The organism is Vreelandella subglaciescola (genome assembly GCF_900142895.1).
Taxonomy (GTDB): domain Bacteria; phylum Pseudomonadota; class Gammaproteobacteria; order Pseudomonadales; family Halomonadaceae; genus Vreelandella; species Vreelandella subglaciescola.
This window is the reverse complement of sequence record NZ_LT670847.1, coordinates 249,785-275,520: the sequence shown is the minus strand read 5'-3', so window position 1 is coordinate 275,520 and position 25,736 is coordinate 249,785. Positions and strand designations below refer to the sequence as shown.

The window sequence follows — 25,736 nt, the reverse complement described above, 5'->3', positions numbered from 1 at the left end:
TGGCCAAGTGTTTTTAGCCACTACAGTGCAGGACTGTGCTCGATATGACCGACGGTGATAACGAGCTAAAAATCAGCGGCGATAGCGAAGACTCGCTGGAGCTGGCTGACGCATCAGCATGGACTGAGAACACGAGCGATAGTACCGGCAACTTTACCTCTTACACCGCCGAACTTGACAATCAGACGGCAACGCTAGAGGTGCAGAATACGCTAGTCGAATAATCCGCTAAACGCACGACCCGGCCCGCGCTCCGCCCTCGTGGTTCAGCAAGTTTCGGGCAACGCCTTGACGTCCTCGTTTGCGCTGTCGGCAAGCTTGAAGAACGCTACCTGATGTTTGAGCGCTTCTGCCTGCTCGTTCAATGAGCGGCTGGCGGACGCCGACTGCTCAACCAGCGAGGCGTTTTGCTGGGTCGTGCTGTCCATTTGCGTGACCGCCAGATTGATCTGATCGATGCCGCTGGATTGCTCGCTGCTGGCAGCCGCAATCTCCGAGACGATATGATCGACCCGGTTAATCGACTCCACGATGTCATCAAATACTTGGCCCGATAGCCCAACCTGCCGGGAGCCTTCCTGAACCTTCGCGGTACTGTCCGTCACCAGATCCTTGACATCCCTGGCCGCTGACGAACTGCGGCTGGCCAGGTTGCGCACCTCACCGGCCACTACGGCAAAGCCGCGCCCTTGTTCACCGGCGCGTGCGGCCTCCACGGCAGCGTTCAATGCCAGCAGGTTGGTTTGAAACGCAATATCCTCGATCAGGCCGACAATGCTGGTAATCTTTTGACTCACCGCATCAATCTCGCCCATGGCGGATACGGCCCGACTGATGACCTGGGTGCCTTCATCCGTTTGCTTGCGTACGCTGCGGGTCAACTCATTGGCCTGGGTCGCGTTGTCGGCATTTTGCTGAACGGTAGAGGTCATCTGCTCCATCGAGGCGGTCGTTTGTTCCAGGCTGGACGCCTGCTGTTGCGTGCGGTTACTCAGCTCGTCGTTACCGGCCGTCATCTCGCTCACGCCGGTACTCACCGAGTCTGCATGCTACCAGGTTTCTGCCACAATCGCGGCCAGCTGTTGTTGCATATCGCGGATGGCGGTAAACAGCTGGGCCATCTCATTACGGCCGCGCACTTCCACAGGCTCTGACAGATCCGCTTGGGCGATCCGCTCGAGCGAACCCACCGCCGTCACCAGAAACTCGCGTGACCGCAGCAAGCCGTTCACGGCCGCTACCAGCGCCCCTACCAGAATGGCAAACGCCGCCAATATCAGCGCGGTATACGTCTGGGGCGACGAAGTCATGTCGCCGGCCATGTCCGACTGGCCGATAAAGCGAGCGGCCGACATGCCGGTGTAGTGCATCCCCGCAATCGCTGCGCCCATGACCATGCCGCTGAGGATAAACCGCAGCCACGGATGAAGCGCGGTCCGCCCCAGGCCGGTGTGCGCCCACAGCGCCAGCATGGCCAACACTACTGCCACGACAGTCGACAGCGCAAAAATCGCCGGCACGTAACGCATCTCCAGCGGCGTCATCATCGCGGCCATGCCGAGATAGTGCATGGCACCGATACCCGCCCCCACCAGCACCCCGCTGACCATCAGCTGTATAGGCGGTAATTCATCCTGCGCGAGCTTGTTCAACGCCAGCCACGAGGCAGCGCAGGCGGGTATTACCGATAGAATCGTCAGGCCCATGGAGTAATCGACGGGGGCGGGAAGGCGGTAAGCCAGCATGCCGATAAAATGCATGGTCCAGATGCCGCCGCCCAGTGCCACGGTCGCCATGGCAATCGCCAGATGGTAATAACGGCGATTACGCATGTGGCGCGCAATATCCGCGGTGTGTAGCGCTACCCACGACAGCACCACGGCCACCGTGACCGACAATAACACCAGCGCGGGCCGTTATTGCCCTGACACAAACGCCATCTCTTCCGAGTTGGCAGAGCTCAAGAACATAAAGTGCGCCTGTAGCTGTTGTAGCATTGACGTTGAATCCATGAAGGGCGCCTGTGAGTTCAGGTTTTGAAAAGAACGCATCGCCGAAATGACGCGATAAGCAGTATCGAGCGGGCACTATACTATATCTATATATCTACGCTAAATGGTTGTTCATGATGGCTCTGCGACGTTGGGCGTGAAAGTATCAGCGGCGTGCTGGCATATCTCAGGCGATGACTTGGAACAGACATTCCACCGCTATTCCTGGCTGTATAATCATCACGTCCCACCAAAGGCGCTGCACCATCAATCACCGATCGAAGCGTTGAATGAGTGGCAAGCCAAACGGCCAGCGCTATTAACTAAACGGGTAATTAATCAAACAGACCCCGATCGCTAAGGAACAAGGCTTTCACAGCAGAACGACACTCCTGTATGAGAACGATACCCGTGGACGAGCATCACACTGCTGCATCCGGCAGATCACTCTGCTTTCTTCACAGGCAAGGCGTTCTCAATAACGAGGTTAAGCTCGGACGGCGAGCTTAACTTTCTACCGCTGAGTCCGCCGGCCAATCGCTAAACCAGCGCCACCTCAGGAAAGTCGATAGCCGGACGAATCATGTTGTTCATCCAGTTGCTCAGGCTATTGACACTGACCATTCCCACTACTTCCACCAACGTTGCGTTATCCAAGCCTGCCCCATGGGCTGCCTGGAGAACGTCATCGGTGACGTGGCCGTGCTCTTCCAGCATCGCCAGATCCAGATCCAGCAGTGCATGATCTACGGTATTCTCGGCTTCCTGCCTGATCCTGCTGCGCCGCTTCAGCGCCGACGCCTACCGCCCGCTTCCTTCAGTACCGTAAGCCCAGCCGTGCCGACACCCAGAATGGCGAGCGTGGCTTGTCGCGTCATGGCGCATTGCCTCCCGCTTATGATTGAGTGGCACCGAATTGCCACAAACCCAGCCGCGCCGGCTGGGTTCGTGGCTACCGCTTCCGCTGGCAGGTGTTTAGGCCCAGCAGGCGATAGGCCGGGCAGAAGCTGAAAAAGCCGGTGGCCAGCGGCACGATGCCGATCCAGCCCCAAGCGCCGACAACGCCGGTCAGCGCCAGCAGAATCAGCGCAATACCAACGACGATGCGTACGGTTTTATCTGTTTTTCCCACGTTGCAGCTCATGGTGTTCTCCACGGTGTCACGGTGATGGCCAAGCCCACTGGCCATGTCATCGGTCGCCAGCAGGGCAATGTCCTGACAGCCTAGCCTCGACGACAAACACTTTCAACAAAAACATAATGTGTTATAGTAAAATGAATAACCCAACAACACCGAAACCCTGAACGCCATGCCACAAGAGAACTCGATGGAGCTATCACGCCTTCGCCACAGCGCCAACGAGGCCCGCGGGCTGCTCAAAACGCTGGCCAACACCGACCGTTTGATGCTGCTCTGCCAGCTCTCCCAGGGCGAAATGAACGTCGGCGAACTGGAGCGCGAGCTGGGCATTGAGCAACCTACCCTCTCCCAGCAGCTTGCCGTGCTGCGGCGGGAGGCGCTTGTTGCTACGCGGCGGGAAGGCAAGCAAATTTATTACCGCATCCATGACGACAAAGCCATGGCGGTAATCGAGACGCTCTACGAGCAGTTCTGCGCTGATGCCAGTGATTGATTTAACGCTTCAATGGAGGATATTCCATGCCCGACTCAGCTAACGATCGGCCGGTAGTCACGGCGTTTTTTGACGACGCCACCAGCACCTTTAGCTACGTGGTGCGCGACCCGCAAAGCACGGCCTGCGCGATCATCGACTCGGTGCTCGACTTCGACTACGCCGCCGGGCGCACCGACGTGCGCTCTGCCGATGCCATCAGCGAGTTTATCCGCGCCGAGGGGCTGACGGTGGAATGGGTGCTGGAAACCCACGTCCACGCCGACCATCTCTCCGCCGCGCCCTATCTGCACGAAACGCTGGGCGGCCAGACCGGCATCGGCGCCAATATCACCGTGGTGCAGGAAGTATTCGGCAAGGCGTTTAACGCCGGCACCGAGTTCGCCCGGGACGGCAGCCAGTTCGACCGCCTGTTTGCCGAAGGCGACACCTTCGCCATCGGCGGGCTTGTCGGCCGCGTGCTGCAGACCCCCGGCCATACGCCGGCGTGCCTGACCTACGTCATCGGCGACGTGGCCTTCGTCGGCGATACGCTGTTCATGCCCGACTACGGCACCGCCCGCTGCGATTTCCCCGGCGGCGATGCCCGGACGCTTTACCGCTCCATCCACAAGGTACTGGCGCTGCCGGATGAGACGCGGCTGTTTCTCTGCCACGACTACAAAGCCCCCGGCCGCGACACCTACCAGCACCAAACCAGCGTGGCCGAACAGCGCGAGCATAACGTCCACGTCCACGAGGGCATAAGCGAAGGCGAATTCGTCAAGATGCGCACCCAGCGCGACGCCACGCTGGGCATGCCGCGGCTGATTTTGCCCTCGGTGCAGGTCAACATGCGCGCCGGCGAGCTGCCCCCGGCAGAAGACAACGGCCAGGTGTATTTGAAGGTGCCGCTCAACCGCTTTTAGCCGGTAAAGCGCCTATTAAAAGCGACTCGTCCAGGGAGACCAGGAATGGATATACAAGCAGGCCTGCAGGGGCTGATTGGCGGGATTTTAATCGGCCTTTCCGCCACCTGGCTGATGGCGTCGCTGGGACGCATTGCCGGCATTAGCGGCATCGCGAGCACGCTGGTCACCGCCCGGCCGCAGCGGCAAAACGCCTGGCGGCTGGCGTTTGTGCTGGGCATGGTCACAGGCCCGCTGCTGGTGATGCTCGCCAATGCCCAAACCGGCAGTACGCTGGGCAACGTGGCCGGCGCGCCGGGTAAGGTAGTCGGCCAGCCGGCGGGCGGCGTCGGGCTGATGCTCGTCGCCGGGCTGTTGGTAGGCGTAGGCACGGGGCTGGGCAGCGGCTGTACCAGCGGCCACGGCGTTTGCGGTCTGGCCCGGCGCTCACCGCGTTCGCTGGCGGCCACGCTGACCTTTCTCATCGCCGCCATGATCACCGTATTTATCGTCCGCCACGGACTCGGAGGCAACCCATGAAAACGCTTTCAGGCTACATCGCCGGGCTGCTCTTCGGGCTGGGGCTGGCCATATCGGGCATGACCGATCCGGCCAGAGTGCTGGGCTTTTTGGACGTCGCCGGCGCTTGGGACCCGACGCTTGCGTTCGTGCTTGGCGGCGCGGTAGTGACCGCTTTCATCGGCTACCGGCGGGTGCTGCGCGGCAGCGCACCGCTGTTCGCCCCGCGCTTTCAACTGCCCACGCGCCAAACGCTGGATACCCGCCTGTTGGGCGGTGCGGCACTGTTTGGCATCGGCTGGGGGCTTTCCGGCTACTGCCCCGGCCCGGCCATTGCCTCCATCGCCACGCCCAGCGCCCCGCTTATCGCCATGCTCGTTGCCATGGTGGCCGGGTGGTACCTGACGCGGGTATCAACCTAGCTGAAAGCACTCGGCGCCAGCCCGTATTGTCCGGACTTGCGCGGCCGGCTTTCCATGAAAACCTGGGAGACAGGGTTTGCATAAAAGGAAAGCGACGATGGCATCACCTTAGCTACCAGAACAGGCAATGTGCCGATCCCGCCCGGCGAGCAGGCCCATGACGGCGATGACCAACGCCAACATGGCGCATATCCCCAACGGCACCGTCCAACTGCCCAGCGAGTCGTGCAGCACTCCCATGATCGGCGGCCCGGCGGCGGCCAGCAGATACCCAATGCACTGGGCCATGCCGGACAAGGAGGCGGCCTGCTGTGCGCTACCGGTGCGCAGGCCAATAAACGTAAGCCCCATGATGATGCCTGAACCCGTGCCCAGCCCAAACAGCACCGACCACCAAAGCGCCTGCTGCGGTGCCGCCATCAATCCCAGCAGAGCGACGGCCGACATCAGCGCCGACCCGGCGGCGGGCAGGCGTTGGTCGTGTATATGGCGCAAAATCAACCCCAGCACCAGCCCGGGCACGGCGGTGGCAAACTGCAGTACACCGTGCACGGAGCCGGCACGTTCGGGCGACATGCCCGCATCGGCGAGTATCGCCGGCAGCCAACCAATGCCGACGTAATAAATGGTGGAGTTGAGCCCAAAGAACAGCGTTACCTGCCACGCAAGGCCCACACGCCAGATGCTAATGCCACGGGATGACGGCGCTTGCTGCTCCGCCGCTTGTGGCGCAGGGGCTTTCAGCTGAGTCACCCAGACGGCAAGCGCTGCCAGTGGCAGCACTATGAAGGCTCCCAGCGAACCGCTCCAGCCCCACTGCTCCGCCATGGGTACCGCCAGGCCGGACAACAGCGCCGCGGCCACACCCATAGACAGCGCGTACGCCCCGGTCAGCGCGGCAATGTGGTAGGGGAAATCCCGCTTGATCAGGCTGGGCAGCAGCACGTTGCCTACGGCAATGCCCATACCGATCAGACCGGTACCGACATATAACCCCCACAGCGGGCCGGTCGAGCGCAGCCCAATGCCCGCGGCTATCACCACCAGTGCCACAAAAAGCGCGCGCTCAATCCCCAGAGCGCGCGCCACGCGAGCGCTAAGCGGCGACACGATGGCGAAAGCCAGCAGCGGCAAAGTGGTCAGCGCACTCGCGGCCGTGGTGCTCAGGTTGAAGTCGCTTGCCAGAAAGCCGAGCAGCGGTGGCAAGCCAGTAAAGGGTGCCCGCAGGTTGGCAGCGATCAGTAAAATGCCCACCAGCAAGATCGCCTTGCTGGCCATTGGCCGATGTATCGAGGTAGTCATGAAGCGCTCTGTTGGGAGAAAGGTCTGTACTTTATCCCGCCTTGTCATGCTTTAATATCGCTACAATGACACTCAATCGCTAAATTATGACAAAAAGCAGCCTGCTAACGAATTTGCTCGATAACTTCAAACCGGATCCTGATGACCGTCCGGTAGTGGCACTACGGGTAGCCGTCGACCAGAACGATTCGGAGCAACCGATACATCAACACCGCAAAGGGCAGTTGGTATTGGCGCTATACGGCGGCGTGACATGCGATGTGCCCGGGGTAAGGTGGATGGTGCCGCCGCAGCATGCGGTGTGGATTCCCGGTGAGGTCCCGCACAGCAACCGCGCAACGGCCAACGCGCACATTTACTTTCTGTTCATCGAACCCGGTGCCGCCAACCTGCCCGACCACTGCTGCACTCTGGCCATTAACCCGCTGGTGCGCGAGCTTATACAGCATCTTGCGCAAGCCCCGGACTACCCTCGGGAAGGCCCGACCGCGCGCTTGGCAGCAGTACTGCTGGAGCAGCTGCCCATGGCGCCCATACAGCAGCTGCACTTTCCGGTGCCGCAACATCCCAAAATCCGCCTGATAACCGATGCTCTGGAGCAGAATTCTGCCGACCGCACCACGGCGGCGCAGTGGGCCAGCCGACTCGCCATGAGCGAGCGTTCGCTGGCACGGCTTGTGCAGCGAGAAACGGGCCTGCCCCTCGGGCGCTGGCGCCAGCAGCTACGTTTGCTTGTCGCTTTGCGCCAGCTGGCTGAGGGTGCCACGGTGCAGCAGGTCGCCGGCAACCTCGGCTATGACTCCGTGACGGCCTTTATTACCATGTTTAAAAAGGCCTTGGGTACGCCACCCGCCCGCTATTTTGCAGGGCTGCGCCAGAACGATACGGGTGCACCCGCATCATAGTCGTACAGCAGTAACACACCCGCACACGCGTATCGCGAAAGGAAAGACTAGGTTCTGTCTGAAAAGTCATGGCTGTTATGCTGTCCCTGTTGATTGAGCAGGAGACCGCTATGGCAGGCCGTTACGAACTTTCCGATCAGCGCTGGCAAGTGATCGAAGATATCGTTTCTCCGCCGCAGGCTATGGGACGCCCACGCCGGGATGATCGCCAGATGCTCAACGGCATTCTGTGGATTCTCTGCGCCGGGGCACAGTGGCGCGACTTGCCAGATCGCTATGACAAGCTGGCCCACAGTTTTCGTGCCATGGTATGCCTAGCGTGCACAGACCATTGTCTGCGTGCCAATTTTTCGTACAAAACCAGCACCAAAGGCCGAAACACGAAACAGCCGGTTCACGGGCATACGCGACGCGAAGCTGACGTCCGGGGCGAGCGTGTCAACGAGCAGTAGCGTCACCACCGCCCTGCCCCAAATATATGGCCACCATATAGACGGCCAACAGCCGGCCCCGGGTAAGGTTGGTGGCGCGGTTGTTCAGCCAGCTCTCAGAGGCGACGAAGATGTCAGTGAAGCACAGGCCGGTGACGAAACGCATCAGTCCCCTAACGATCTGTCTGAATCAGGTTGACAGGTTCCGTAAGGTAGCGCATTCCGCCGCCTCGCGATCAAGTTCCTGACTCAGCTATCACCCAAGCGCTTTGTCGTCATACGCGCCAGGGTATCGTCGTGTTTGACGAAATGATGATAAAGCGCTGCCCCAAGATGGCCGAGGACCAACGCGACGAACAGCCAGGATATCTGGGCGTGCCACTGGCCTAATGCAATAGCCCAAGCCATTTCCTGCTCGCTCTCGGCAACGAGCTCGATGCCGAAGCCCGCCAGGCCGTGACCTTCCCCCAGCATAAGCAGAACGCCTGTCACCGGCATCAACACCATGCACAGGTAGAGCAGCAGATGCGCTCCTTTTGTCAGCAACGCCATGACGCCCTGACCCTTTAGTTCAGGACGCTGTTGCCGCTGGCTTAACATCCAGACGATCCTGAGCGACACAAGGACAAGCAGTAGCAAACCGATATCTACGTGCCAGGGAACGATCGTGTTACCAATCCAGTGATCGCCATCGTTGATATAACCCCCGAGCGCCATGAATTGGGCCAGAATCAGCAGCGCCATTGTCCAGTGAATTAGACGACTGATGACGCCGTAACGCTGCTGTGTGTCATGATAAGACATTGTCCCTCTCCCTATATCATCGTGATCGTATCTTGCGAGCCAGGCCAAACTGGCATGGCAGCATGATGACAACCCAACCTGACAGAGGGCTTAAGCCGTGATGTAATATCGGCATATATTCAGGATATATAGGGGCAGGAGATATAGGGGATATGCGTATTCCCGCCGGCGAACTGAACAACCCCAGGTTCAGTGTGCAAGCAAAAAGCTCGCCTCGAATCCGTCTATCCTGCCCGGCGCGGGGGAAGCTAGAGTCAAAGTGGCGCCCGCCCCCACCGCGATCGCCTGGGCGATGGCAAGCCCCAGGCCCGAGCCGCCGGCGCGACTCTTTCCTCGCTGAAAGCGATCCGTCAGTCGATGCAGCGCTTCCCGGGGCACGACTACCCCCGCATTGATAACGCGCAACATGCCATCACCCGACACGATAATCTCGACGGGTTGGTTCTCCTGCCCATGTTTCAGTGCATTTTCGATCAGGTTGCGCAATAGGATCGCCAGCGCATCCGGATCGATCGATGACATGACCCGTGCTTCGTTGGGCAGCGTCAGCACCAGCGGCGTTTCGGCGGCGCGCTGAAAATCGTCGACGATGTGGCTGATAATCGGCAGGATATCCTGAGGTGTTTCAGCCAACAGCCCGCCACTCTCTGCCTTGGCCAACTGCATCAGTTTCTCCGAGAGTCGCGAAAGCTCGCGCAGCGAGACCTCGATACGCGCCGCCCGATCCTGTACTGGCCCATCGGGCACTTCGCGGCGCAAGCGTTGCACCTGAGCCAGGGTCGCGGCCAGCGGCGTGCGCAGCTCGTGGGCGCTGTTGGCGGTAAAGCTGCGCTCCGCCTCTAGCGTTCGACGTAGTCGTTCTAACAGCTGATTAACTGCATCGCCGATCGGTACGATTTCTGCCGGCAGGTTTTTGCCCCTCACCTGCGATAGGTCACCTGCTCCGCGAGCTTCGAGCATATTCCGATACTCAAGCACCCCGCGCAGACTATGGCGTACGAACCACCAGATGCCGATCAGGCTCAGGGGAATCAGAACCACCAACGGCAAGAGCAACATGCCCAGCGTTTGCCATTTTGCCTGACGGCGTGAGGCCAGCGGCTCGGCTACCTCAATAAAGAAGGTATTGCTGACGGCTGAAATACCGTAAATTCGGTGCGTCGCGGTGCTACGCAGTCCCATTTGAGGCGTTTCGGGAAAAACCGAGAGGTCAATGTCGTGAGAGACCAACAAGGGGACATCGTCCTTTCCACGCACCAAGTAGGTGATGTATTCCTCATGGGGGTGCAGAGCCGCCACTTGCTGAAGCAGATCGGTATCTTCACGGTTAAATATCTCGACAACGGCCAGCGAAAGGAGGCGTTGTGCCGTTTCCTCCAGAACGCTATCGAGCGTCTTGTTCAGCGTATGCTCAACGACCAGCGCTGTGACCGCAGTCGCGAGCAGCCACAGCAACGTGACCCCAAGCGTCAGGCCAAAACCCAGACGACGCTGCAGACTGGTCGCGCGCCTCACGCCTGACCCAGCCGGTAGCCCATACCGCGCACCGTTTCGATAGCGCCGCGCCCCAGCTTCTTGCGCAAGCGGCTGATATGCACCTCGATGGTATTGCTCTCTATCTCGGCGCCAAAGGCGTATAGACGATCTTCGAGCTGGGAGCGAGATAATAGCGCCTCGGGGCGCTGCACAAATGCCTCAAACAGCGCCCACTCCCGGGCGGTCAGCTCGATGCCATGCCCAGCGCGACGTAGCGAATGGTTGACCAGATCTACCTCCAACTCGCCCACTTCGATAAGCGGGTTCGGATTACCCGCATAGCGCCGAGCCACAGCGGCAATACGCGCTGATAGCTCGGCCAGATCAAACGGCTTCACCAGGTAGTCATCCGCGCCGGCATTCAAACCGGCGATACGATCGGAAATCTGATCGCGCGCGGTCAGAATAATTACCGGCGTGGTATTACCCGCACGGCGGCAGCGTCCCAGCAGGTCGACCCCATTGCCATCGGGCAGCGTCAGATCGAGCAGGATCAGGTCATAATCGGTGGTGGCAACGCTGGCTTCGGCGTGCTTAAGGCACGTCATCCAGTCCACCGCATGGCCATCTTCGGCCACCTGATCGCGTACCGCTTCCCCCAGCATGAGGGCATCCTCAACCAATAGTATGCGCATCGCCTGCTTCCTCCTTGTCTCCCGCTATCCAAAGCCTAACGCGTCGACCTGACGGCTAACTGAAGGGAGCCGGAATTGTTGCGCCAGCCTGGCGGGGGGCGTTTCAGGTTGCTGTCAGAATCGCCGGCTACAGTGGCCGTATGCCTTAACCCAAGAGGACCAGAACAATGAAACTCTTATTACACGCGACCGTGACCCTTTGTGCGCTGTCCATCGCGACCATCGCTCACGCCGACCATGACTGCAAGGACCCGGTAGCCGATTGGCAACCCCGCGATGTCCTGCGACAACAGCTCGAAGATAAAGGCTGGGAAGTGCGCCGCATCAAGGTTGATGACGGCTGCTACGAAGTCAAAGGCTTCGACCAGCACGGCAATAAAGTCGAGGCCGACTACACGCCTTCATCGCTGCGCCTGCGTGAGCTGGAAATAAAGTTCAAAGAAGACGCCGTAATACCCGCCAGCCTCTACAGCGGCGATGACGATGGCGCAGATACAGAAAAAGACACAGAGAACGACACCGATAAAGCCAGCAAGGGAGATCAACCATGAACAAGCTCACCCTGACACTTGGCCTTGTTGCCACTCTCGCGCTGTCGACGGCCGCCCTGGCGCGCGAGGTCACCTTCACCACCGAGCTGAAAGACTACGGCGGCGATGAGGCCTATATGGCGCTCTATCTTACCGATGCCAACGGCCAGTACCAGGACACGCTGTGGATCGCCGGGAAAAAATCGAAGTACTACAAGCACCTGCGCGACTGGGCACGGGGCAGCGGTCTGCGTAGCCGCGAATATGACGGCCTCACCGGCGCCAGCGTCGGTAGCGGACGCTCCCTGAATATCACGCTAGACATTGCCGATGAGCTGATCGACGCAGGCTATGACGTACGCGTCGACACCGCCGTCGAGGACAACCGCGACAATCGCGCCGACGTCGCCGTGGCGCTGACCACCGAGGGCGCCGGCCAGGCGGTTTCGGGCCGTGGCTACGTGCAGTCGTTCCGCTACACTTTCTGACCAGCCGGGGAGCACAACTACCATGCTACGCAAGCTTCACTCGCTACCCGGCCTGATCGCCGCGCTGTTCGCCATTGTTCTCGCAGTGACCGGTGCTATCCTCTCGTTCAGCCCGGCGCTCGAGCGGGCGAATGCCAGCGTGCCCGCCGCCGGGCAGGTCAGCGTCGCCGAGCTGGCGGACACGGTGGCGAGGCACTACCCGGGAGCCGAGCAGATCAAACGCACGCCCTCGGGCACCCTTATCGTCTATTATACCCGCGACGGTGACGTAGGCGCCGATCGCATAGATCCACGCACCGGGCAGGCCATTGCACCCTATGCGCCGTCGTCGTTCTCGCGCTGGGTAAAAAACCTGCACCGCTCCCTGCTGCTCGACACGCCCGGCCGCATGGTTGCTGGCATCACGGCGCTGGCGATGATCGTACTGACGATCTCCGGCACGCTGCTGCTGGCCGCTCGGCTGGGCGGATGGCGCCAGCTGCTGCGCCCCATACGCGGCACCTTGAGCCAGCGGCTGCACCTCGAACTGGGGCGGGCGGCACTACTCGGCCTGCTACTTTCGGGGCTAACCGGCGCCTATCTCTCCGCCACCACGTTCGGCCTGGCCCCCGAGGGCGTGGAAGCCGAGCCCGACTTTCCTCTGGAAGTCAGCGGCGGCACCCCCGCCGCCATCGATACCCTGCCGGTTTTGCAGGCAACTGACCTGAACGACCTGCGAGAGCTGGTCTATCCCTATCCGGATGACCCCACGGACATGTATTCCCTGGAGACCCATCAGGGCGCCGGGTTTATCGATCAGGCCAGCGGTGAATGGCTGTCCTACCAGCCCCACGACGCCACTCACAGCGTTTATGCGCTCATCTATCAGCTGCACACCGGCGAAGGGCTTTGGTGGCTGGGTCTGATTCTCGGCCTGTCCGCCCTGACGGTGCCGGTGATGGCCATAACCGGCGCGATGATCTGGTGGAAACGCCGCCGCTCGCGGCCGAAAATCGTCGCCAACAGCGGGGCGAACGCCGCGGACAGCGTGATTCTCGTCGGCAGCGAAGGTAATACAACCTGGGGCTTCGCCAAGACGCTGCACGATAGCCTGACCCAGGCGGGGCACCGCGTGCACACCGCCCCAATGAACCAGCTGGCGTCGCGTTATCGCCATGCAAAACGGCTATTCATCCTCACCGCGACCTACGGCGATGGCGACGCGCCGGCCTCGGCCAGCCGGTTTCTGACGCGGCTCGACAACATCACGGATACGCCCCAACTCCCGGTAGCCGTGCTGGGCTTTGGCGATCAGCAGTTTCCGCAGTTCTGCGGGTTCGCGAAAAAAATTGAGGCATCGCTCACCGCCAAGGGCTGGCCGCTGTTGCTGCCGCTCGACACCATCGACCGGCAGTCAGGTCAGGCGTTTACCCGCTGGGGCAATGCGGTAGGCAAGGCGCTCGGCACTAAGCTAGCGCTAGTTCATACGCCCACCCGCCCACGCACCACGGCGCTGGCCCTTGCCGAGCGCGTGGATTACGGCGCTGGCGTACAGGCGCCGACCGACGTACTGCGCTTCAAGGCGCCCGCCGCTAGCGGCAAAACCGCCCTGCTGAGCCGCTGGCTAAAACGCACTGGCCTGCCGTCTTTCGAGGCCGGCGACCTGGTCGGCATCCTGCCGCCCGCTAGTCAGACGCCGCGTTTTTATTCGCTGGCGTCGGCCTCAACGGATGGCGTGCTGGAGATCTGCGTGCGCCAGCATCCCCACGGCCTGTGCTCGAGCTTCCTCCATGCGCTGCCGGTGGGCGGCACTATCGACGCCTTTATCCAGCCCAACCCCAACTTTCGCCCCACATCCGGCAAGGCACCGGTCGTACTGATCGGCGCCGGCACCGGCATCGGGCCGCTGGTCGGCTTTATACGCCACAACAAAACGCACCACCCCATGCACCTTTATTGGGGCGGGCGTAACCCCCAGTCTGATTTTCTTTATGAGACCGAACTCAACGCGTATCTCACCGACAGGCGGCTGACCCAGTTGAATGCGGCTTTTTCGCGCATCGACGAACGCGCCTACGTGCAAGACAAGCTGACCGCCAACGGGCCGGAGTTACGCCGGCTGATCGACAAAGGCGCGCAGATCCTGGTCTGCGGCGGGCGCGGCATGGCCACCAGCGTCATCTCGGCGCTCGATGACATCATCGCCCCGCTGGGCATCGACGTCACCACGCTGAAAGCTCAGGGGCGCTACCGTGAAGACGTATATTGATCCGCCCCTGCGCTTTATCGTCGCGGCGTAAAGCGTCAAGCGCCCGAACTAGCGGCCAGCAGGCTATGCGCCTGCGGCGCAGGTGCATCGCCAACGGTGTAGTGGCTAACCATTCCCGCCATATCGCTTGCCTGCTCATCTAGCGAACGACTCGCGGCCGCCACCTGCTCTACCAGCGCGGCGTTCTGCTGGGTAACTTCCTCCAGCTGGGTGACCGCCTGATTAACCTGCTCAATACCGGCCGACTGTTCACCGGTGGCAGCGGAAACGTCACGAATCAGCCCGGCTACCTGGCGAATCTCCTGGGTGATGGTGCCCAACGTCGCGCTGGTATTGCTCACCAGCGTCTCCCCTTCATTGATCCGCGCCACGTTGTTGGCCACCAGCTGACGGATCTGCCCGGCCTCTTCGGCACTGCGGCTGGCCAGCTTGCGCACCTCGGCGGCAACCACGGCAAAGCCGCGCCCTTGCTCACCGGCGCGAGCCGCCTCGACCGAGGCGTTCAGCGCCAGCAGGTTGGTTTGAAAGGCGATGCTGTCGATGGCCTCGACAATGCTGGTGACCTCCTGATTGGCGGTATGAATGTCTTCCATCGCCTGGCTGGCACGCTCGGCAACCTGGCTGGCTTCATCGGCCTCGCTAACCACCTTGTTGGTCATGGATTCGACCTGACGCGTATTATCGGCCGTTTGCCGAACGGTTGCCGTGATCTGTTCCATACTCGAGGCCGTCTCCACCAGCGAAGCAGACTGCTCTTCGGTCCGCTGAGCCATATCCTGGTTACCCCGGGCAATTTCACCGCTGGCCAACTCCACCGAAAGCGCGCTGCGTTGAATGTTGCCCACTAGCGCCTCGGTTTCGGCAGAGGCGGCGTTAAAGGCCAGGTACAGCTGCGACAGCTCGTCACTACCCGGCACCGTGACGCGGCGGGTCAGATCACCGCCCCGGTGATTGATATCATTCAGCGCCGCGCGCAGCGCCCGCACGAGACTATGTACGATCAGGGCCGTGGCCAGAATGGCAAACAGCGCGGCCGCCACTGCTACTACCAGATATCCGATCAGGTCCCGGCGTGCTTCCCCGTGCAGCCTCTCGGCTTCTGCCAGCACGCTGCCCGCCAAGCTGTCCTCCAGCTTCTTTAGTCCATCTATCTTGCGCGTCTGCTGGTCAAACCAGCGTTCCGGATCAATGCGGTAACCGCCGATAACTCCCCGCTCCAGTGCTACCTCGCGCAGCTGCTCTGCCTGTTTGACCTGCTCGCCGCTCAGAAAGTCGGCGAACTGTTGCCTGGTGCGGTCGCTGGCCAGCGCACGAAAGCTTTCCCGATACGCGGTTTCCTGGCCCTGCATGGCCAGCAGTCGCCGGTACATCGGCGCGCGCATCCGGTCGATGCTGAAGGCATTCGCCAGCAGAGCGCGCTCGATACCGGTCAGGTCCTTGGCCTTGAGCAGAATCACATAGGCACCCAGCCGCCGCGCAATGTCGGCATCCACGGTCATGTGCGTCAGCTGGCTGACCAGCGTCAGCAAGGCGTCATTGACGCTGGTATAGCGGCTGACCGCATCGTTGACGTCAATGTTCTGGCGCTGAACCCGTTCGCGGATATCGATCATCGCCGCCAGCTGTTGGCGGATGCTGGCGATATCCTCGGCCATGGCATCGCTGAGCACCGCCGAACCCATGACTTGCTGCTCATCGCGGTAGGCGGCAAGAGCGCGGTCGCTGGCCACATACTGGGCCTTCAGCCGACTTTCTGCTGCATCGTCGGCCCGGCCGATAAACGCCGCCGACATGCCCCGCTCACGCTGCAGTTCATGAACCAGATTGCCCGCCCGTTGGGCAAGAGCGGTTAACGTTTGCAGCGAATCCATATTCGTGACCAGGCGCTGTCGCTCGACAATACCGCTGCCGGCGAACCAGGCCAGTGCCATCAAGGGGAGCAGCAGGATCAGCAGAAATTTCCGACCCATGGGTATGCGGTGCAGCAGATGCATCATTGGAAGTGTCTCTCGAAGTAGCGTCAGCCCGCCTAATTCACCGGGCTGAGACAGAAAAGAAGATGGCGAGCAGTTTCTCTTGTAGAATCAAGATGTTCCTGAACGAACACAATTCAAGAGGACCACTCGCCATGGGTGAAAGCTTATCCCCCTGGACCCCGTCATGCAACGGGTCCATCCGCGTCGAGCTCAGCGGCCATCGCACCACCAGCGACAGCGGTGCTTTGCTGTTGCGTGAAGCCCTCGACAACAGCGGCATGATCGATGCGCTGGACGACCATCTGGTCGATCACCGCGACCCGGATCGCGTCCGCCACTCGTTAGCCAGCCAGCTGCGTACCCTGGTGCTGCAGCGTTCGATGGGCTGGATCGACCTCAGCGATACCGATACGCTTCGCCGTGACCCGCTCTGGCAGCTAGCCTGCAGTGATGCCCGCGGGACAACGCCGTTGGCTCAGGACCGGCCATCTCAAGCGACGCTGTCGCGGCTGCTGACGTGCCTGGGCCGCGACGACAATATCGATACCGTGCATGAGGGCCTGCTGCGGCTGGCGGTCTGGCGACTGACCTCGCTGAACGGCGGCGAACGCCCCGAGCATCTGACGCTGGACATCGACGGCTTGCCGATCGACGTTCACGGCCACCAGGGCGGTTCGGCGTTTCATGGACTTTACGGGGCCAGAATCTACTCGCCTTTGGTGGCCTCGCTGGCAGAGACCGGCGACATGGTGGGCGGCCTGCTGCGTGAAGGTAACGCCGGCCCAGCCGAGAATGCCGATACCTGGATCCCACATCTGGTGCGGCGACTCAACGAGAGCACCGGGGCCAAGGTCAAGGTGCGCATCGACGCCGGCTTCACCGACAACGACACGCTTGAGGCGCTGGAAGATCGCGACATCGAGTATCTGGGCCGGTTGCGCAGTCATACGGGCCTGCAGACACTGGCAGCGCCACATCTGAAGCGGCCACGCGGCCGGCCCCCCGAGCAACCTCGGGAATGGTGCCATGACCTGGCGTACCAAGCCGGTACCTGGCCGGCGCCGCGGCGCGTGGTGCTGGTGGTACAAGAGCGGCCCGATGATCTGCTGCTGCATGCCTTCTTTTTGGTCACCAATCTCGGCAAGTTCGACTGGCCGCCGGAAAAGGTCCTGGCGCTTTATCGCAAGCGCGGCAGCGCCGAAGCCCACATGGGCGAGGTGAAGTCGTCGCTCGATATGCATCTCTCCTCGACTGATCGCGGTGTCTCCACCGTCCAGGACGTCATGGCCCGCAACGAGGTAAACCTGCTGCTGACTCTCTGCGCTTATCAGGTGCTACACGGGCTGCGTTGCCTGTTGGAACGACAGACCCGGCAGGGCTGGAGCCTGAAGCGGATGCGCGAGCAGGTGCTCAAGGTGGCCGCCACGCTGACAGTGCACGCCCGGCGTATCACCGTGCACCTCGGCGATGCCGCCGACAAATGGTGGCCATCCTTACTGAAGGGGTTGCCGCGGCTGACGGCATTGACCTGACACGTCGCATTACTCAGCCTTTTCCAGCAGACAAAACGGCCACTATGGAGGCCGACGACCACGGCTGCGCCGTCACTCGAAACCAATGAACTTCAGTTATAAATATCACGGCATTGATACGATAAAGCTATGTGCTAATCGGCTACTCAGCGACCGTATGACATAAAAGCCGGTCGGTCCCGGTCACCACGGGACGTAAAACGCTCGTTCGGCGTCCTGATGAATAAGGCGGGGTCAGGCGTGTATGCCATGGAAAGTGCCCGACATCCCTATCGGCAGGATGAGTAGAAGCTACAATGATATTCCTTTCGTGCATAAGCCATATTTGATTTACATCAAATAAAATGGCAGCAGGACCGCAAGCGTTGGTAATACGTTTTGCCAGTACTGGGCTGGCTCATGTGGATGCTTATGAAGGCGTGAATCTGGTATCGTTATGCTTGGATCAGCTGTCGATATGCCATGTTCTGCTTCACCTTGATCGGCAAGGCAGAAAGGGACCGGCGCTGGCCTTCCTGCCTCTACGCAGTGGTCCAAAGTGCTGCGGTTATTCTATGAATTCAGGATTCTAAGCATTCAGGTGTTGTAGCGTTGGCAGCGGTGCTGAACACCGGCCGGCGATTAATGATCTTCGATGGAGGCAGTACATAGTAATGGAAGACGAAAACTCTCCAGCTCTGCGTGCCAGTGTGAACTTTCGTGGCAGCAAAAACGCGACCCAGCCAGTCCTTGAACACATCAAACCGGGTAAAAAGCGTGCTCCGTTGTTGCGCTACATCCGCATCAATCTCCCGCGGACCACCCGGCTGCTTCTCGTTGCAATGGTGGCTGTCATCGGTGCTGCGTCGGCGGCTGTCGCGCTATCGAACCAAGAACCCTTTCCCTTCGCGACTCCAGTTTTGTGGAGTGTCTTCGGGGCTGCCGCCGTGTTCGTCGCCGTTGGTTTGATGACCTCAGCCCGAATCTGGAAGTGGGGATTGATGATCGCTCTGTCTTCCCTGCTGATCTACATTGGCGGCCTCGTGGGTGATGCGCCGTATATCTGGAATGGGGCCAGTGTCGTTTCCGCTGCGATTTGGAATCTGACGCTTTTTGCGTCTCTCAGCTACCTCGTGCTTTTTGCGGCGCTGCGCTACGGGATGATCGTCGCCGCTCCCGACAATCAATATTTCATGGACTGACAAGGGTTTCGCAATGGATCTCGGATTTCCGTGGTGGCTTCGTGTGGAGCACTTCCTCAATATCATCTTTATTTCATTTCTCGTGCGCTCGGGCCTCGAGATTCTGGGTTCCTACCCCAAGCTTTACCGCTCGCAGCACAGCGTGCCCGGCTCATCCTGGGCTCAGTTTACGATTCGGGAGGAACCGAAGCACAAGTACTACACGGTGGGCGATGAGTACAACGACTACTCCCCGCGCGTTGCTCTCCCCGGGCGTGGCCTGCTGGGGCTTGGGCGGTATTGGCACTTCATGACGGTAACGGGATTTGTTACCTGCTGGTTCATTTACTTCGTGTTGCTGCTGGCGACCGGCCAGTGGCGGCGCTACGTGCCCACCAGCTGGGACACGTTTGCCCAGGCGGGTCAGGACATGCTGGCCTATCTCGCCTTTACCATGCCCCACGTCGCTGACGGGGCTGTGTTCAATGCCCTGCAGCAGCTGTCCTACGGGTTTGTGATACTGATACTGACGCCGCTGGTGATTATCACGGGTGCCTTTCAGTCTCCAGCCATCGCCAACTCTTGCTCTTTTATTACCCGTGCGCTGGGTGGCCGCCAGGTGATCCGTAGCGTCCACTTTTTTTGCCTTGTGGGGTATCTGGCATTCTTCGCTATACACGTGCCGTTGGTTTTTCTTCACGGCTACCTGCACGAGACATCCAAGATGGTGCTGGGGCACTCCAACGATCCCGTGGTGGGCGGCGCTATTTTCACCATCGGCCTCGCCCTTGTGGTCACCCTGCACGTGGTCGCCACGCGGTGGTCGTTGGCGGACGGCCGTGCCGTTGAGAGGCTGCACAACACGATTGTGCGGCCGTGGTCCAATCTGCTGTACCGGCTGCCCGCGCGCATGCACTACGATCGCTCGAATATCACGGGCAAGGATGTGGGGCTTGATAACACCACCCACCACTTCCGTGGCAGCGGGCGGCCACCGGAAACGGACGAATACCTGGCGCTTATGGCCAACGGCTACGAGGACGACTATGTGCTCGAGATCGGTGGCTACGTGGAGCGCCCGATGACGCTGACGGTTGCGCAGCTTCGCGAGCTTGCCGCCGGCCACTCCCAGACGACGCTGCACCACTGTGTACAGGGCTTCACCTCGATTGGGCGGTGGCGCGGCATTACCGTGTCAGACCTTTTGGACATGGTGGAGCCCTTGCCCGGCGCGACGGACGTCGTCTACACAAGCTTCCAGAACATGGGCCGCGATGACGCCCTGTACGAGGGGGGAACCTACTACGAATCCACCCCCATGGTGGAGGCGCGGATGCCCCAGACGCTGATTGCCTTCGAGCTTAACGACGAAGGCGAGATTCCGGCCAAAAATGGGGCCCCGGTGCGGCTGCGTCTGGAAACGTCGACCGGGTTTCGCAGCCTGAAGTGGCTGGAACGTATTGAGGTGGTTAACCGTTACGATATTATTCTTGAGGGCCGCGGTGGCTACTTCGAGGACACGGACTTCTTTGACCGCAACCAGTTGATCTGACCGTTCGCGAGAATCTGACAGGCCGCGAGAACAAGAGGAAACAGCACCATGACTCTGCAAAAAACACGCCCACGTACCCAGGCCGAGCTCGATGCTGACATGGCCGCGCGACCCAGACCGGTGCGCAACACCTTTGAAGGGATGTACCCCCTTCACGAAGACATCGAGTTGTCGGATGAACAGGTTCAGATCGTGCTGGACTACCTGCAAGAGGTTGATTTCCATCTGCCCGGCGGCGCGGCACATGAGTTTCTGATGGTCCGCTGGGCGCGCTACAGCGGGTTTCAGTTCCTGCAGGAACCCTTGGAGGCGTATGCCATCGGGCTGCGCTGCACCCGTCCCGGAATGGAAGACCAGCACACCTTCATTCGTATGTCCTGGGGCCAGCTGATGGGGGATCCCGAGGCCACCCGCCTGCCCGTCAACGAACCGGTGCTGGCGAGCGATATGATGACGCTCGCACGCTATCGCGATACTCGTACCGGGCCCTCGCGAACGGGCGTTGACGCCTATGGTGCGGCGCCCGATGGCCCGGCACCTAACGCTGTACCTGACCCGGTGCCAGGCACCGACTTCGACCTGAAGTTGTTGGACGGGGCACTTAATGACGTGCTGGAGCACCACGCGACGGGCAAGGATCGCGACATCAATTCATGGTGGGATCCTGCGCTTAATTGGGGTGTCGCGCTGGCAGGGCGCTACCCGCGACTGAAGTACTTTGAGTCTCAAGGGCGCCTCGATGAGAAAACCCTGGCGGCGTTGCACGCCTTCGAGGCGCGGGCAGCCCGCGCGGAGGCCGTGCTGCAGGAGCTCGGCCTGGCCTCGCCTGCAAAGGTGGCCGAGACTGCGCTTCAGCAAGCGGAGAAAGCGGAGCGTGGAAAATTTTTCCGCCGCCATCGGGTCCGCAACCCACAGCCGCTCACCGGATCAAGGGCTGCAACCTAGCGCCAGCGAGTAGTGTAGTGGTCAAGTATTTTTGGCCACTACAATTAATGGACACCAATGCTGAGTAAAATCATAGCCCCGTTCTGCGGCCCTTCCCAAGCGCATCAGGGGCAGCCACGTTCCCGTGGCTGCCCCTGATGACCGAACGATGCTGGCGTTTGGCTTTACTCGTCGTGCCAGTCCGTGAGCTTATCGTTCAGCTGCTGGCGACGGCTATTGGGCGCTTCCAGCGACGTTTTTTGCTGATCTCTACCGAAACGATTCTCCAGATAATCCATCAGGTTGATCAACTCGTCGTCCGTTAAGCGGCGCTCGAATGCCGGCATGAACACGCTATGCTCGTTGCCCTCACGCTCGACGCCATTGAGGATGACCTGCGCAAGGTTATCCGCATAGACGCTGCCGGTAACGCTGTTGTGGAACAATGACGGATAGTCGCCATTCGGTGTGCCGCCACCGTTGGCGCCGTGACACGCAGCGCAGTGGCCGAGGTACAGGCGATCGCCAGCCGTTGCGTCGGTTAGCTGGCCAACACGATTCTCGTCATCTGAGCGCGTATCTAGCGGCTGGCCCCGCAGCGCCAGCACATCATCCGCCGGTGCGCCCTGATTGAAACGCGTGGCGGTCGGGTTTTCGGCGTCGCGGTCGTCGTCATTGACGGCGTCACCCGCCTCGCCCTCGCCGTTCAGCGCCGGCAGCGACGTCAGATACACCGCCATGGCGTTCAGGTCGTCATCGCTCATATGACGCGTGGAGTGGGTGATGACATCCGCCATCGGCCCGCCCGCCTGCGCCTTTCCCTGCAGGTTGCCGGTCGAGAGATAGGTGACAATATCCTGCTCGCTCCAGCTGCCCAGACCATCTTTTACGTCCGGTGTCAGATTGAAGGCGCGCCAGCCGTCGATCATCGCACCGCCCAGATAGCCGTCTTCGTCTTGAGTCTGCGCCTTCTCCTGGAGGGCCAGACCACGCTCGGTGTGGCAGCTACTGCAGTGGCCGGGGCCCTGCACCAGATACGCCCCCCGATTCCACTCGGCGCTCTGCTCCGCGTCGTCCTGCCATGGTTCCAGCGACGAGAAACTCTTTTCCCACAGCCACATCGGCCAGCGCATGTTGAGCGGGAACGGAATCTCGCTTGCACGGTTCGGGGTGCTATCGGGCGCCACCTCGTGCATGTTCCACGCGTAGAGCGCCTCGATATCGTCATCGGTCAGCCGGGCGAAGGATGGAAACGGCATGGCCGGATACAGATGGCCATCGGTCGTTTTACCTTCGCGCAATGCGCGGGTGTAGTCATCAAGGGTGTAATCCCCGATGCCGTGCTCGGCGTCCGGCGTGATATTGGTCGAAAATATCTCGCCTACCGGTGTCTCGAACGCCAGACCGCCCGCATAGTTCTCGCCGCCTTCGGTGGTATGACAGGCAGCACAATCGCTGGCCCGGGCCATATACAGGCCTTGCTTGACCAGCGTCGGGTCACTGGTGGCGGCCTTGTCAGCCTCCACCTGTTGGTCGTGCTCGTCCGCATCATTGCCACAGCCGCTGAGCAGCAGCGTACTCACGCCGGCAAATGCGACGAGACGCATGGCGCTTCCCAGACGATGAGACGCCGAGCGAATTAGCGGGCGCTTCTTGGCAAGGTTTTCAGCATTCACGGCATTACGATCTGGCTGCTTCATGCTCATATTTCCTGTTCTAGCCGATCGGCGATACGCAGCGACAAGGCCGCGAGGGTCAGGGTGCAATTCACCGAGCCAACGGTTGGCATGCAGCCGGAGCTGGCGACAAACAGATTGTCATGGCCGTGCACGCGGCAATCGCGGTCCACTACGGACGTCTTCGGGTCATCCCCCATCAGGGTTGTGCCGCAGATATGCTGGTTGTTGGAGTATTCGTCACGAAACTCGATGTCCGTGCCCCCCATCAGCTTAGCGATACGGGCATATTGTTCGCGCGTATGCACGGCGCTGCGTTTGACGTAATCATCTATCGCATAGCGGAATTCGGGTCGCGGCAGGCCCAGCGCATCGCGTTTTTTCGAGGGCGTGATGCGGTTGCTCGGCTCCGGCAACAGCTCGTGAAAGCTATCGAATTGCACAAAGCGGCTGGCGCGATGGTCGATCTGCGCCTGCAGGTCGGCGCCCAGCCGTAAAGGCGTTTCGGACAGCACCTCGGTGGTCATCTGCTGGGTGCGCGCGGTATTCGACAGGTGCAGTTTTTTGGCCGCATGCTCACGGCGAAAATCGCCGTCGCGCCAAGTGATAACCGACGTCATCTCCTGTGGGCCACGGCCCGCCCAGAGCGCTTCATCCGCCAAAAAGCTGACGCCGGTACCCGGATGGTCCATCAGGTGACGGCCAACCATATCATTCTGGTTGCCCACCCCATTTGGCGTATGGCCGTTCACCGACATCTGCAGCAGCTTGGGCGTCTCGATGCCGTTGGCCGCCAACACCACACGGCGTGCGCTCAGGCGATGCTCTTCACCCTCAGGATCCAGATAGCGCACCTCGCGAATGCTGCCGTCGGCGCCGCTTTCCAGATGATGCACCACGGCATTATCGATCAGCTTCACCCCCGCGCGCTCGGCCTTCTCGACATGGATGATGCCGGAGTACATTGCGCCAATCGGACAAATCGGCATGCAGTTGTTGTTACCGCAGCAGGTCGGACGGCCATCGTAGGGCCGGCTGTTGCGCGCTACCGGCTCGGTGACCATGTCAAAGCCGTGCGGATTGATCCGCTCGCTAATACGCCGCTCATTCCACGACAGCGGCAACGGCGACATTGGATAGTCCGCACTACGCGGGCTGCCAAGATCGATATCATTCGGGCCCCATACGCCCAGCGCCTCTTCGGCACGGACGTAATAGCCTTCCAGATCATCGTAGGAGATCGGCCAATCCCGCCCCACGCCATACTCGCTGTGCAGGCGGAAATCGTGGGGTAAAAACCGCCAGGCGGCCGCCGCCCAGTGCCATGTGGTGCCCCCTACCGCGCGGATGTACTGGGCGTCATAGGCCTGCTCGCCCTTCTGTACCAGATAGCCGGCATTATCGCCGTACAGCATCGGGTGCGGTGCGGCTTTGCTGGCCGGATACGGGCCCATGAAGTCCATCTTGTCGGCCTGATTGCGAAAGCGCTCCACAATCTGCCAGCGCTGCATGCGCGGGCCAGCCTCAAGCATGATCACCGATTTGCCTGCCTCGGCAAGCCGGTGAGCAATCAGGGCGCCAGCAACACCAGAGCCGACAACAATGACATCGGCATCGTGCGAATGGGATTCCGCAGCCATTCAGATTTCTCCTCAGAGGACTTCTTTATAGGGCGTGAGCCTGAACCGGATAGAACACGGGTCAAGCGATCAGCAAAAGTATAATAGCGAGCATCAGCGCAGAACTGACGGTATAGCGTGCCTACGCAGGACGTTCGGCCCAGAATCCGGGCTGATTTGGGCAATAGGTGCGCACGACCTGCACGTCACGCGGGCCGGCATACATGGCCGCATGCTCATAGGCGATCACCTCGGCCGCCGGGTCATCGATGGCATTACCCACCGTTCCCAGCATCCAGGCCTGTAGCAGTCGACGCACCAGCTGCATCTCGGACGCGTCGAGGTCATCTTCCGTCAGGTGGTCGCGCGTCTCACCCAGTGACAACAGCTTCTGCTTCAAGGCCGGTAAGCGCTCCATGCCCGGTACGTTATCCGCCGGGATGCGTTCCAGCGCCTCGAAAAGCCGCTGCCCCAGGCGCTCGCCCAAGGCCTTGTCGCTCAGGAGCCACGCCGACAGCGTCATAAAAGCGGCGAACGTGGAGTCATCATGATGATCTGATGAGACGTTTTCTGACTTATTGCTCGCCGCCAATGCCGAGAGTGACAGGCTTGAAAGTGCCACCACGCCCAGACCCGCGACCCCCAGCTTGAGCACCCGACGACGCGCCGGACTGCTGATACGGGCACTTTCTGATGTCTGATCGTTGTACCCAGCGATACCTTCGCGTGTGGACATGTGGCTCTCCCGAGCAATAAATGCACAATAATTAACACACGGCATGCGCTTAGGCAGCCGCGGAAACAGTAACAAGACAGGAAGGGTAACAACCGCATCCCAACAGTAGTCCAAGGTTTGACTACCCTTCTCCCTGAAGAAAGAGGGTTCTCATCTCATCGGGAACGGCACATCGATACTTGTCCCAAGCCGCTTACTTTCTCTTTAAGAGCTAGGGCCTGTTGACGTT

General features: G+C 60.7%; 25 protein-coding genes and 2 pseudogenes. 15 read left to right on the top strand and 12 right to left on the bottom strand.

The window, feature by feature from the left end:
- Positions 1 to 44 precede the first annotated feature (44 nt).
- Positions 45 to 224, top strand: a complete 180-nt coding sequence (locus tag B5495_RS01210; RefSeq protein ID WP_079550612.1) for a hypothetical protein — start codon at positions 45 to 47, stop codon at positions 222 to 224.
- 42 nt (positions 225 to 266) lie between these two features.
- On the opposite strand, the gene B5495_RS01205 is transcribed toward B5495_RS01210, so the two are convergent.
- Together B5495_RS01205 and B5495_RS01200 are read right to left on the bottom strand one after the other, a co-directional pair.
- Positions 267 to 1,016: a methyl-accepting chemotaxis protein gene (locus B5495_RS01205; RefSeq protein ID WP_079550610.1), complete on the bottom strand. Its 750-nt coding sequence runs from the start codon at positions 1,014 to 1,016 to the stop codon at positions 267 to 269.
- A gap of 33 nt (positions 1,017 to 1,049) precedes the next feature.
- Entirely contained in the window at positions 1,050 to 1,904 is an 855-nt protein-coding gene (locus B5495_RS01200) for an MHYT domain-containing protein (protein ID WP_079550608.1), read from the bottom strand.
- 268 nt (positions 1,905 to 2,172) lie between these two features.
- On the opposite strand from B5495_RS01200, the pseudogene B5495_RS14875 reads away from it, so the two are divergent.
- Positions 2,173 to 2,352, top strand: a pseudogene (locus tag B5495_RS14875) (IS481 family transposase); the annotation flags it as partial.
- A gap of 179 nt (positions 2,353 to 2,531) precedes the next feature.
- Here B5495_RS14875 and B5495_RS14525 read toward each other — a convergent pair.
- Positions 2,532 to 2,708 carry a carboxymuconolactone decarboxylase family protein gene (locus B5495_RS14525; RefSeq protein WP_154045159.1) on the bottom strand — a complete coding sequence of 59 codons (177 nt, stop codon included), beginning with the start codon at positions 2,706 to 2,708 and terminating at the stop codon, positions 2,532 to 2,534.
- Positions 2,709 to 2,943: 235 nt separating this feature from the next.
- The gene (locus B5495_RS01195; RefSeq protein WP_422822011.1) at positions 2,944 to 3,231 is read right to left on the bottom strand and encodes a YgaP family membrane protein; all 288 of its coding nucleotides are present in this window, start codon (positions 3,229 to 3,231) and stop codon (positions 2,944 to 2,946) included.
- An 88-nt stretch (positions 3,232 to 3,319) separates the two neighbouring features.
- Here B5495_RS01195 and B5495_RS01190 point away from each other — a divergent pair, with 88 nt between their 5' ends.
- Genes B5495_RS01190 through B5495_RS01175 form a run of 4 tightly spaced genes read left to right on the top strand, consistent with a single transcriptional unit; the run spans position 3,320 to position 5,453 of the window.
- On the top strand, positions 3,320 to 3,625 hold the full coding sequence (locus tag B5495_RS01190) for an ArsR/SmtB family transcription factor (protein ID WP_197685631.1): 306 nt from the start codon (positions 3,320 to 3,322) through the stop codon (positions 3,623 to 3,625).
- Between the two features lie 26 nt (positions 3,626 to 3,651).
- The gene (locus tag B5495_RS01185) at positions 3,652 to 4,533 is read left to right on the top strand and encodes an MBL fold metallo-hydrolase (RefSeq protein ID WP_079550605.1); all 882 of its coding nucleotides are present in this window, start codon (positions 3,652 to 3,654) and stop codon (positions 4,531 to 4,533) included.
- Between the two features lie 45 nt (positions 4,534 to 4,578).
- Positions 4,579 to 5,052: a YeeE/YedE family protein gene (locus B5495_RS01180; protein WP_079550604.1), complete on the top strand. Its 474-nt coding sequence runs from the start codon at positions 4,579 to 4,581 to the stop codon at positions 5,050 to 5,052.
- Positions 5,049 to 5,453, top strand: coding sequence for a DUF6691 family protein (locus B5495_RS01175; RefSeq protein ID WP_079550602.1), 405 nt, complete (start codon positions 5,049 to 5,051; stop codon positions 5,451 to 5,453). Before B5495_RS01180 ends, B5495_RS01175 begins: the two co-directional genes overlap by 4 nt.
- Positions 5,454 to 5,561: 108 nt before the next feature.
- On the opposite strand, the gene B5495_RS01170 is transcribed toward B5495_RS01175, so the two are convergent.
- Positions 5,562 to 6,755, bottom strand: coding sequence for an MFS transporter (locus B5495_RS01170; RefSeq protein ID WP_079550601.1), 1,194 nt, complete (start codon positions 6,753 to 6,755; stop codon positions 5,562 to 5,564).
- An 86-nt stretch (positions 6,756 to 6,841) separates the two neighbouring features.
- Between B5495_RS01170 and B5495_RS01165 the strand changes: the two genes are divergently transcribed.
- Together B5495_RS01165 and B5495_RS14870 are read left to right on the top strand one after the other, a co-directional pair.
- Positions 6,842 to 7,660, top strand: a complete 819-nt coding sequence (locus B5495_RS01165; RefSeq protein WP_079550599.1) for an AraC family transcriptional regulator — start codon at positions 6,842 to 6,844, stop codon at positions 7,658 to 7,660.
- Positions 7,661 to 7,770: 110 nt separating this feature from the next.
- A pseudogene (locus B5495_RS14870) lies at positions 7,771 to 7,938 on the top strand (transposase); the annotation flags it as partial.
- Between the two features lie 402 nt (positions 7,939 to 8,340).
- Here B5495_RS14870 and B5495_RS01155 read toward each other — a convergent pair.
- The 3 genes from B5495_RS01155 to B5495_RS01145 all read right to left on the bottom strand — a co-directional run bounded on the left by B5495_RS01155 (position 8,341) and on the right by B5495_RS01145 (position 11,066).
- Positions 8,341 to 8,895 (bottom strand): cytochrome b, encoded by a 555-nt coding sequence (locus B5495_RS01155; RefSeq protein ID WP_079550595.1) that lies wholly within the window; start codon positions 8,893 to 8,895, stop codon positions 8,341 to 8,343.
- A 189-nt stretch (positions 8,896 to 9,084) separates the two neighbouring features.
- Entirely contained in the window at positions 9,085 to 10,410 is a 1,326-nt protein-coding gene (locus B5495_RS01150) for a sensor histidine kinase (RefSeq protein WP_079550593.1), read from the bottom strand.
- Positions 10,407 to 11,066 carry a response regulator gene (locus tag B5495_RS01145; protein ID WP_079550591.1) on the bottom strand — a complete coding sequence of 220 codons (660 nt, stop codon included), beginning with the start codon at positions 11,064 to 11,066 and terminating at the stop codon, positions 10,407 to 10,409. The genes B5495_RS01150 and B5495_RS01145 overlap by 4 nt, the downstream gene beginning before the upstream one ends.
- 167 nt (positions 11,067 to 11,233) lie before the next feature.
- On the opposite strand from B5495_RS01145, the gene B5495_RS01140 reads away from it, so the two are divergent.
- Genes B5495_RS01140 through B5495_RS01130 form a run of 3 tightly spaced genes read left to right on the top strand, consistent with a single transcriptional unit; the run spans position 11,234 to position 14,332 of the window.
- Positions 11,234 to 11,617 carry a PepSY domain-containing protein gene (locus B5495_RS01140; protein WP_079550589.1) on the top strand — a complete coding sequence of 128 codons (384 nt, stop codon included), beginning with the start codon at positions 11,234 to 11,236 and terminating at the stop codon, positions 11,615 to 11,617.
- Positions 11,614 to 12,084 (top strand): DUF2271 domain-containing protein, encoded by a 471-nt coding sequence (locus tag B5495_RS01135; protein WP_079550587.1) that lies wholly within the window; start codon positions 11,614 to 11,616, stop codon positions 12,082 to 12,084. The genes B5495_RS01140 and B5495_RS01135 overlap by 4 nt, the downstream gene beginning before the upstream one ends.
- A 22-nt stretch (positions 12,085 to 12,106) precedes the next feature.
- Positions 12,107 to 14,332 carry a PepSY domain-containing protein gene (locus B5495_RS01130; RefSeq protein ID WP_079550585.1) on the top strand — a complete coding sequence of 742 codons (2,226 nt, stop codon included), beginning with the start codon at positions 12,107 to 12,109 and terminating at the stop codon, positions 14,330 to 14,332.
- Between the two features lie 35 nt (positions 14,333 to 14,367).
- Here B5495_RS01130 and B5495_RS01125 read toward each other — a convergent pair whose 3' ends face one another.
- On the bottom strand, positions 14,368 to 16,329 hold the full coding sequence (locus B5495_RS01125; protein ID WP_079550584.1) for a methyl-accepting chemotaxis protein: 1,962 nt from the start codon (positions 16,327 to 16,329) through the stop codon (positions 14,368 to 14,370).
- A gap of 92 nt (positions 16,330 to 16,421) precedes the next feature.
- Between B5495_RS01125 and B5495_RS01120 the strand changes: the two genes are divergently transcribed.
- The 4 genes from B5495_RS01120 to B5495_RS01105 all read left to right on the top strand — a co-directional run bounded on the left by B5495_RS01120 (position 16,422) and on the right by B5495_RS01105 (position 21,497).
- Positions 16,422 to 17,840 (top strand): IS1380 family transposase, encoded by a 1,419-nt coding sequence (locus B5495_RS01120; RefSeq protein WP_079550256.1) that lies wholly within the window; start codon positions 16,422 to 16,424, stop codon positions 17,838 to 17,840.
- 653 nt (positions 17,841 to 18,493) lie between these two features.
- Positions 18,494 to 19,021, top strand: coding sequence for a hypothetical protein (locus B5495_RS01115; RefSeq protein WP_079550582.1), 528 nt, complete (start codon positions 18,494 to 18,496; stop codon positions 19,019 to 19,021).
- Between the two features lie 13 nt (positions 19,022 to 19,034).
- Positions 19,035 to 20,552, top strand: coding sequence for a molybdopterin-dependent oxidoreductase (locus tag B5495_RS01110; protein WP_079550581.1), 1,518 nt, complete (start codon positions 19,035 to 19,037; stop codon positions 20,550 to 20,552).
- Between the two features lie 48 nt (positions 20,553 to 20,600).
- The gene (locus B5495_RS01105) at positions 20,601 to 21,497 is read left to right on the top strand and encodes a hypothetical protein (RefSeq protein ID WP_079550580.1); all 897 of its coding nucleotides are present in this window, start codon (positions 20,601 to 20,603) and stop codon (positions 21,495 to 21,497) included.
- Between the two features lie 164 nt (positions 21,498 to 21,661).
- On the opposite strand, the gene B5495_RS01100 is transcribed toward B5495_RS01105, so the two are convergent.
- The 3 genes from B5495_RS01100 to B5495_RS01090 form a co-directional block, all read right to left on the bottom strand.
- The gene (locus B5495_RS01100; RefSeq protein WP_172824504.1) at positions 21,662 to 23,176 is read right to left on the bottom strand and encodes a cytochrome c; all 1,515 of its coding nucleotides are present in this window, start codon (positions 23,174 to 23,176) and stop codon (positions 21,662 to 21,664) included.
- Between the two features lie 2 nt (positions 23,177 to 23,178).
- Positions 23,179 to 24,792, bottom strand: coding sequence for a GMC family oxidoreductase (locus B5495_RS01095; protein WP_079550578.1), 1,614 nt, complete (start codon positions 24,790 to 24,792; stop codon positions 23,179 to 23,181).
- A gap of 121 nt (positions 24,793 to 24,913) precedes the next feature.
- Positions 24,914 to 25,507 (bottom strand): sugar dehydrogenase complex small subunit, encoded by a 594-nt coding sequence (locus B5495_RS01090; protein WP_172824503.1) that lies wholly within the window; start codon positions 25,505 to 25,507, stop codon positions 24,914 to 24,916.
- Between the last annotated feature and the right edge of the window lie 229 nt (positions 25,508 to 25,736).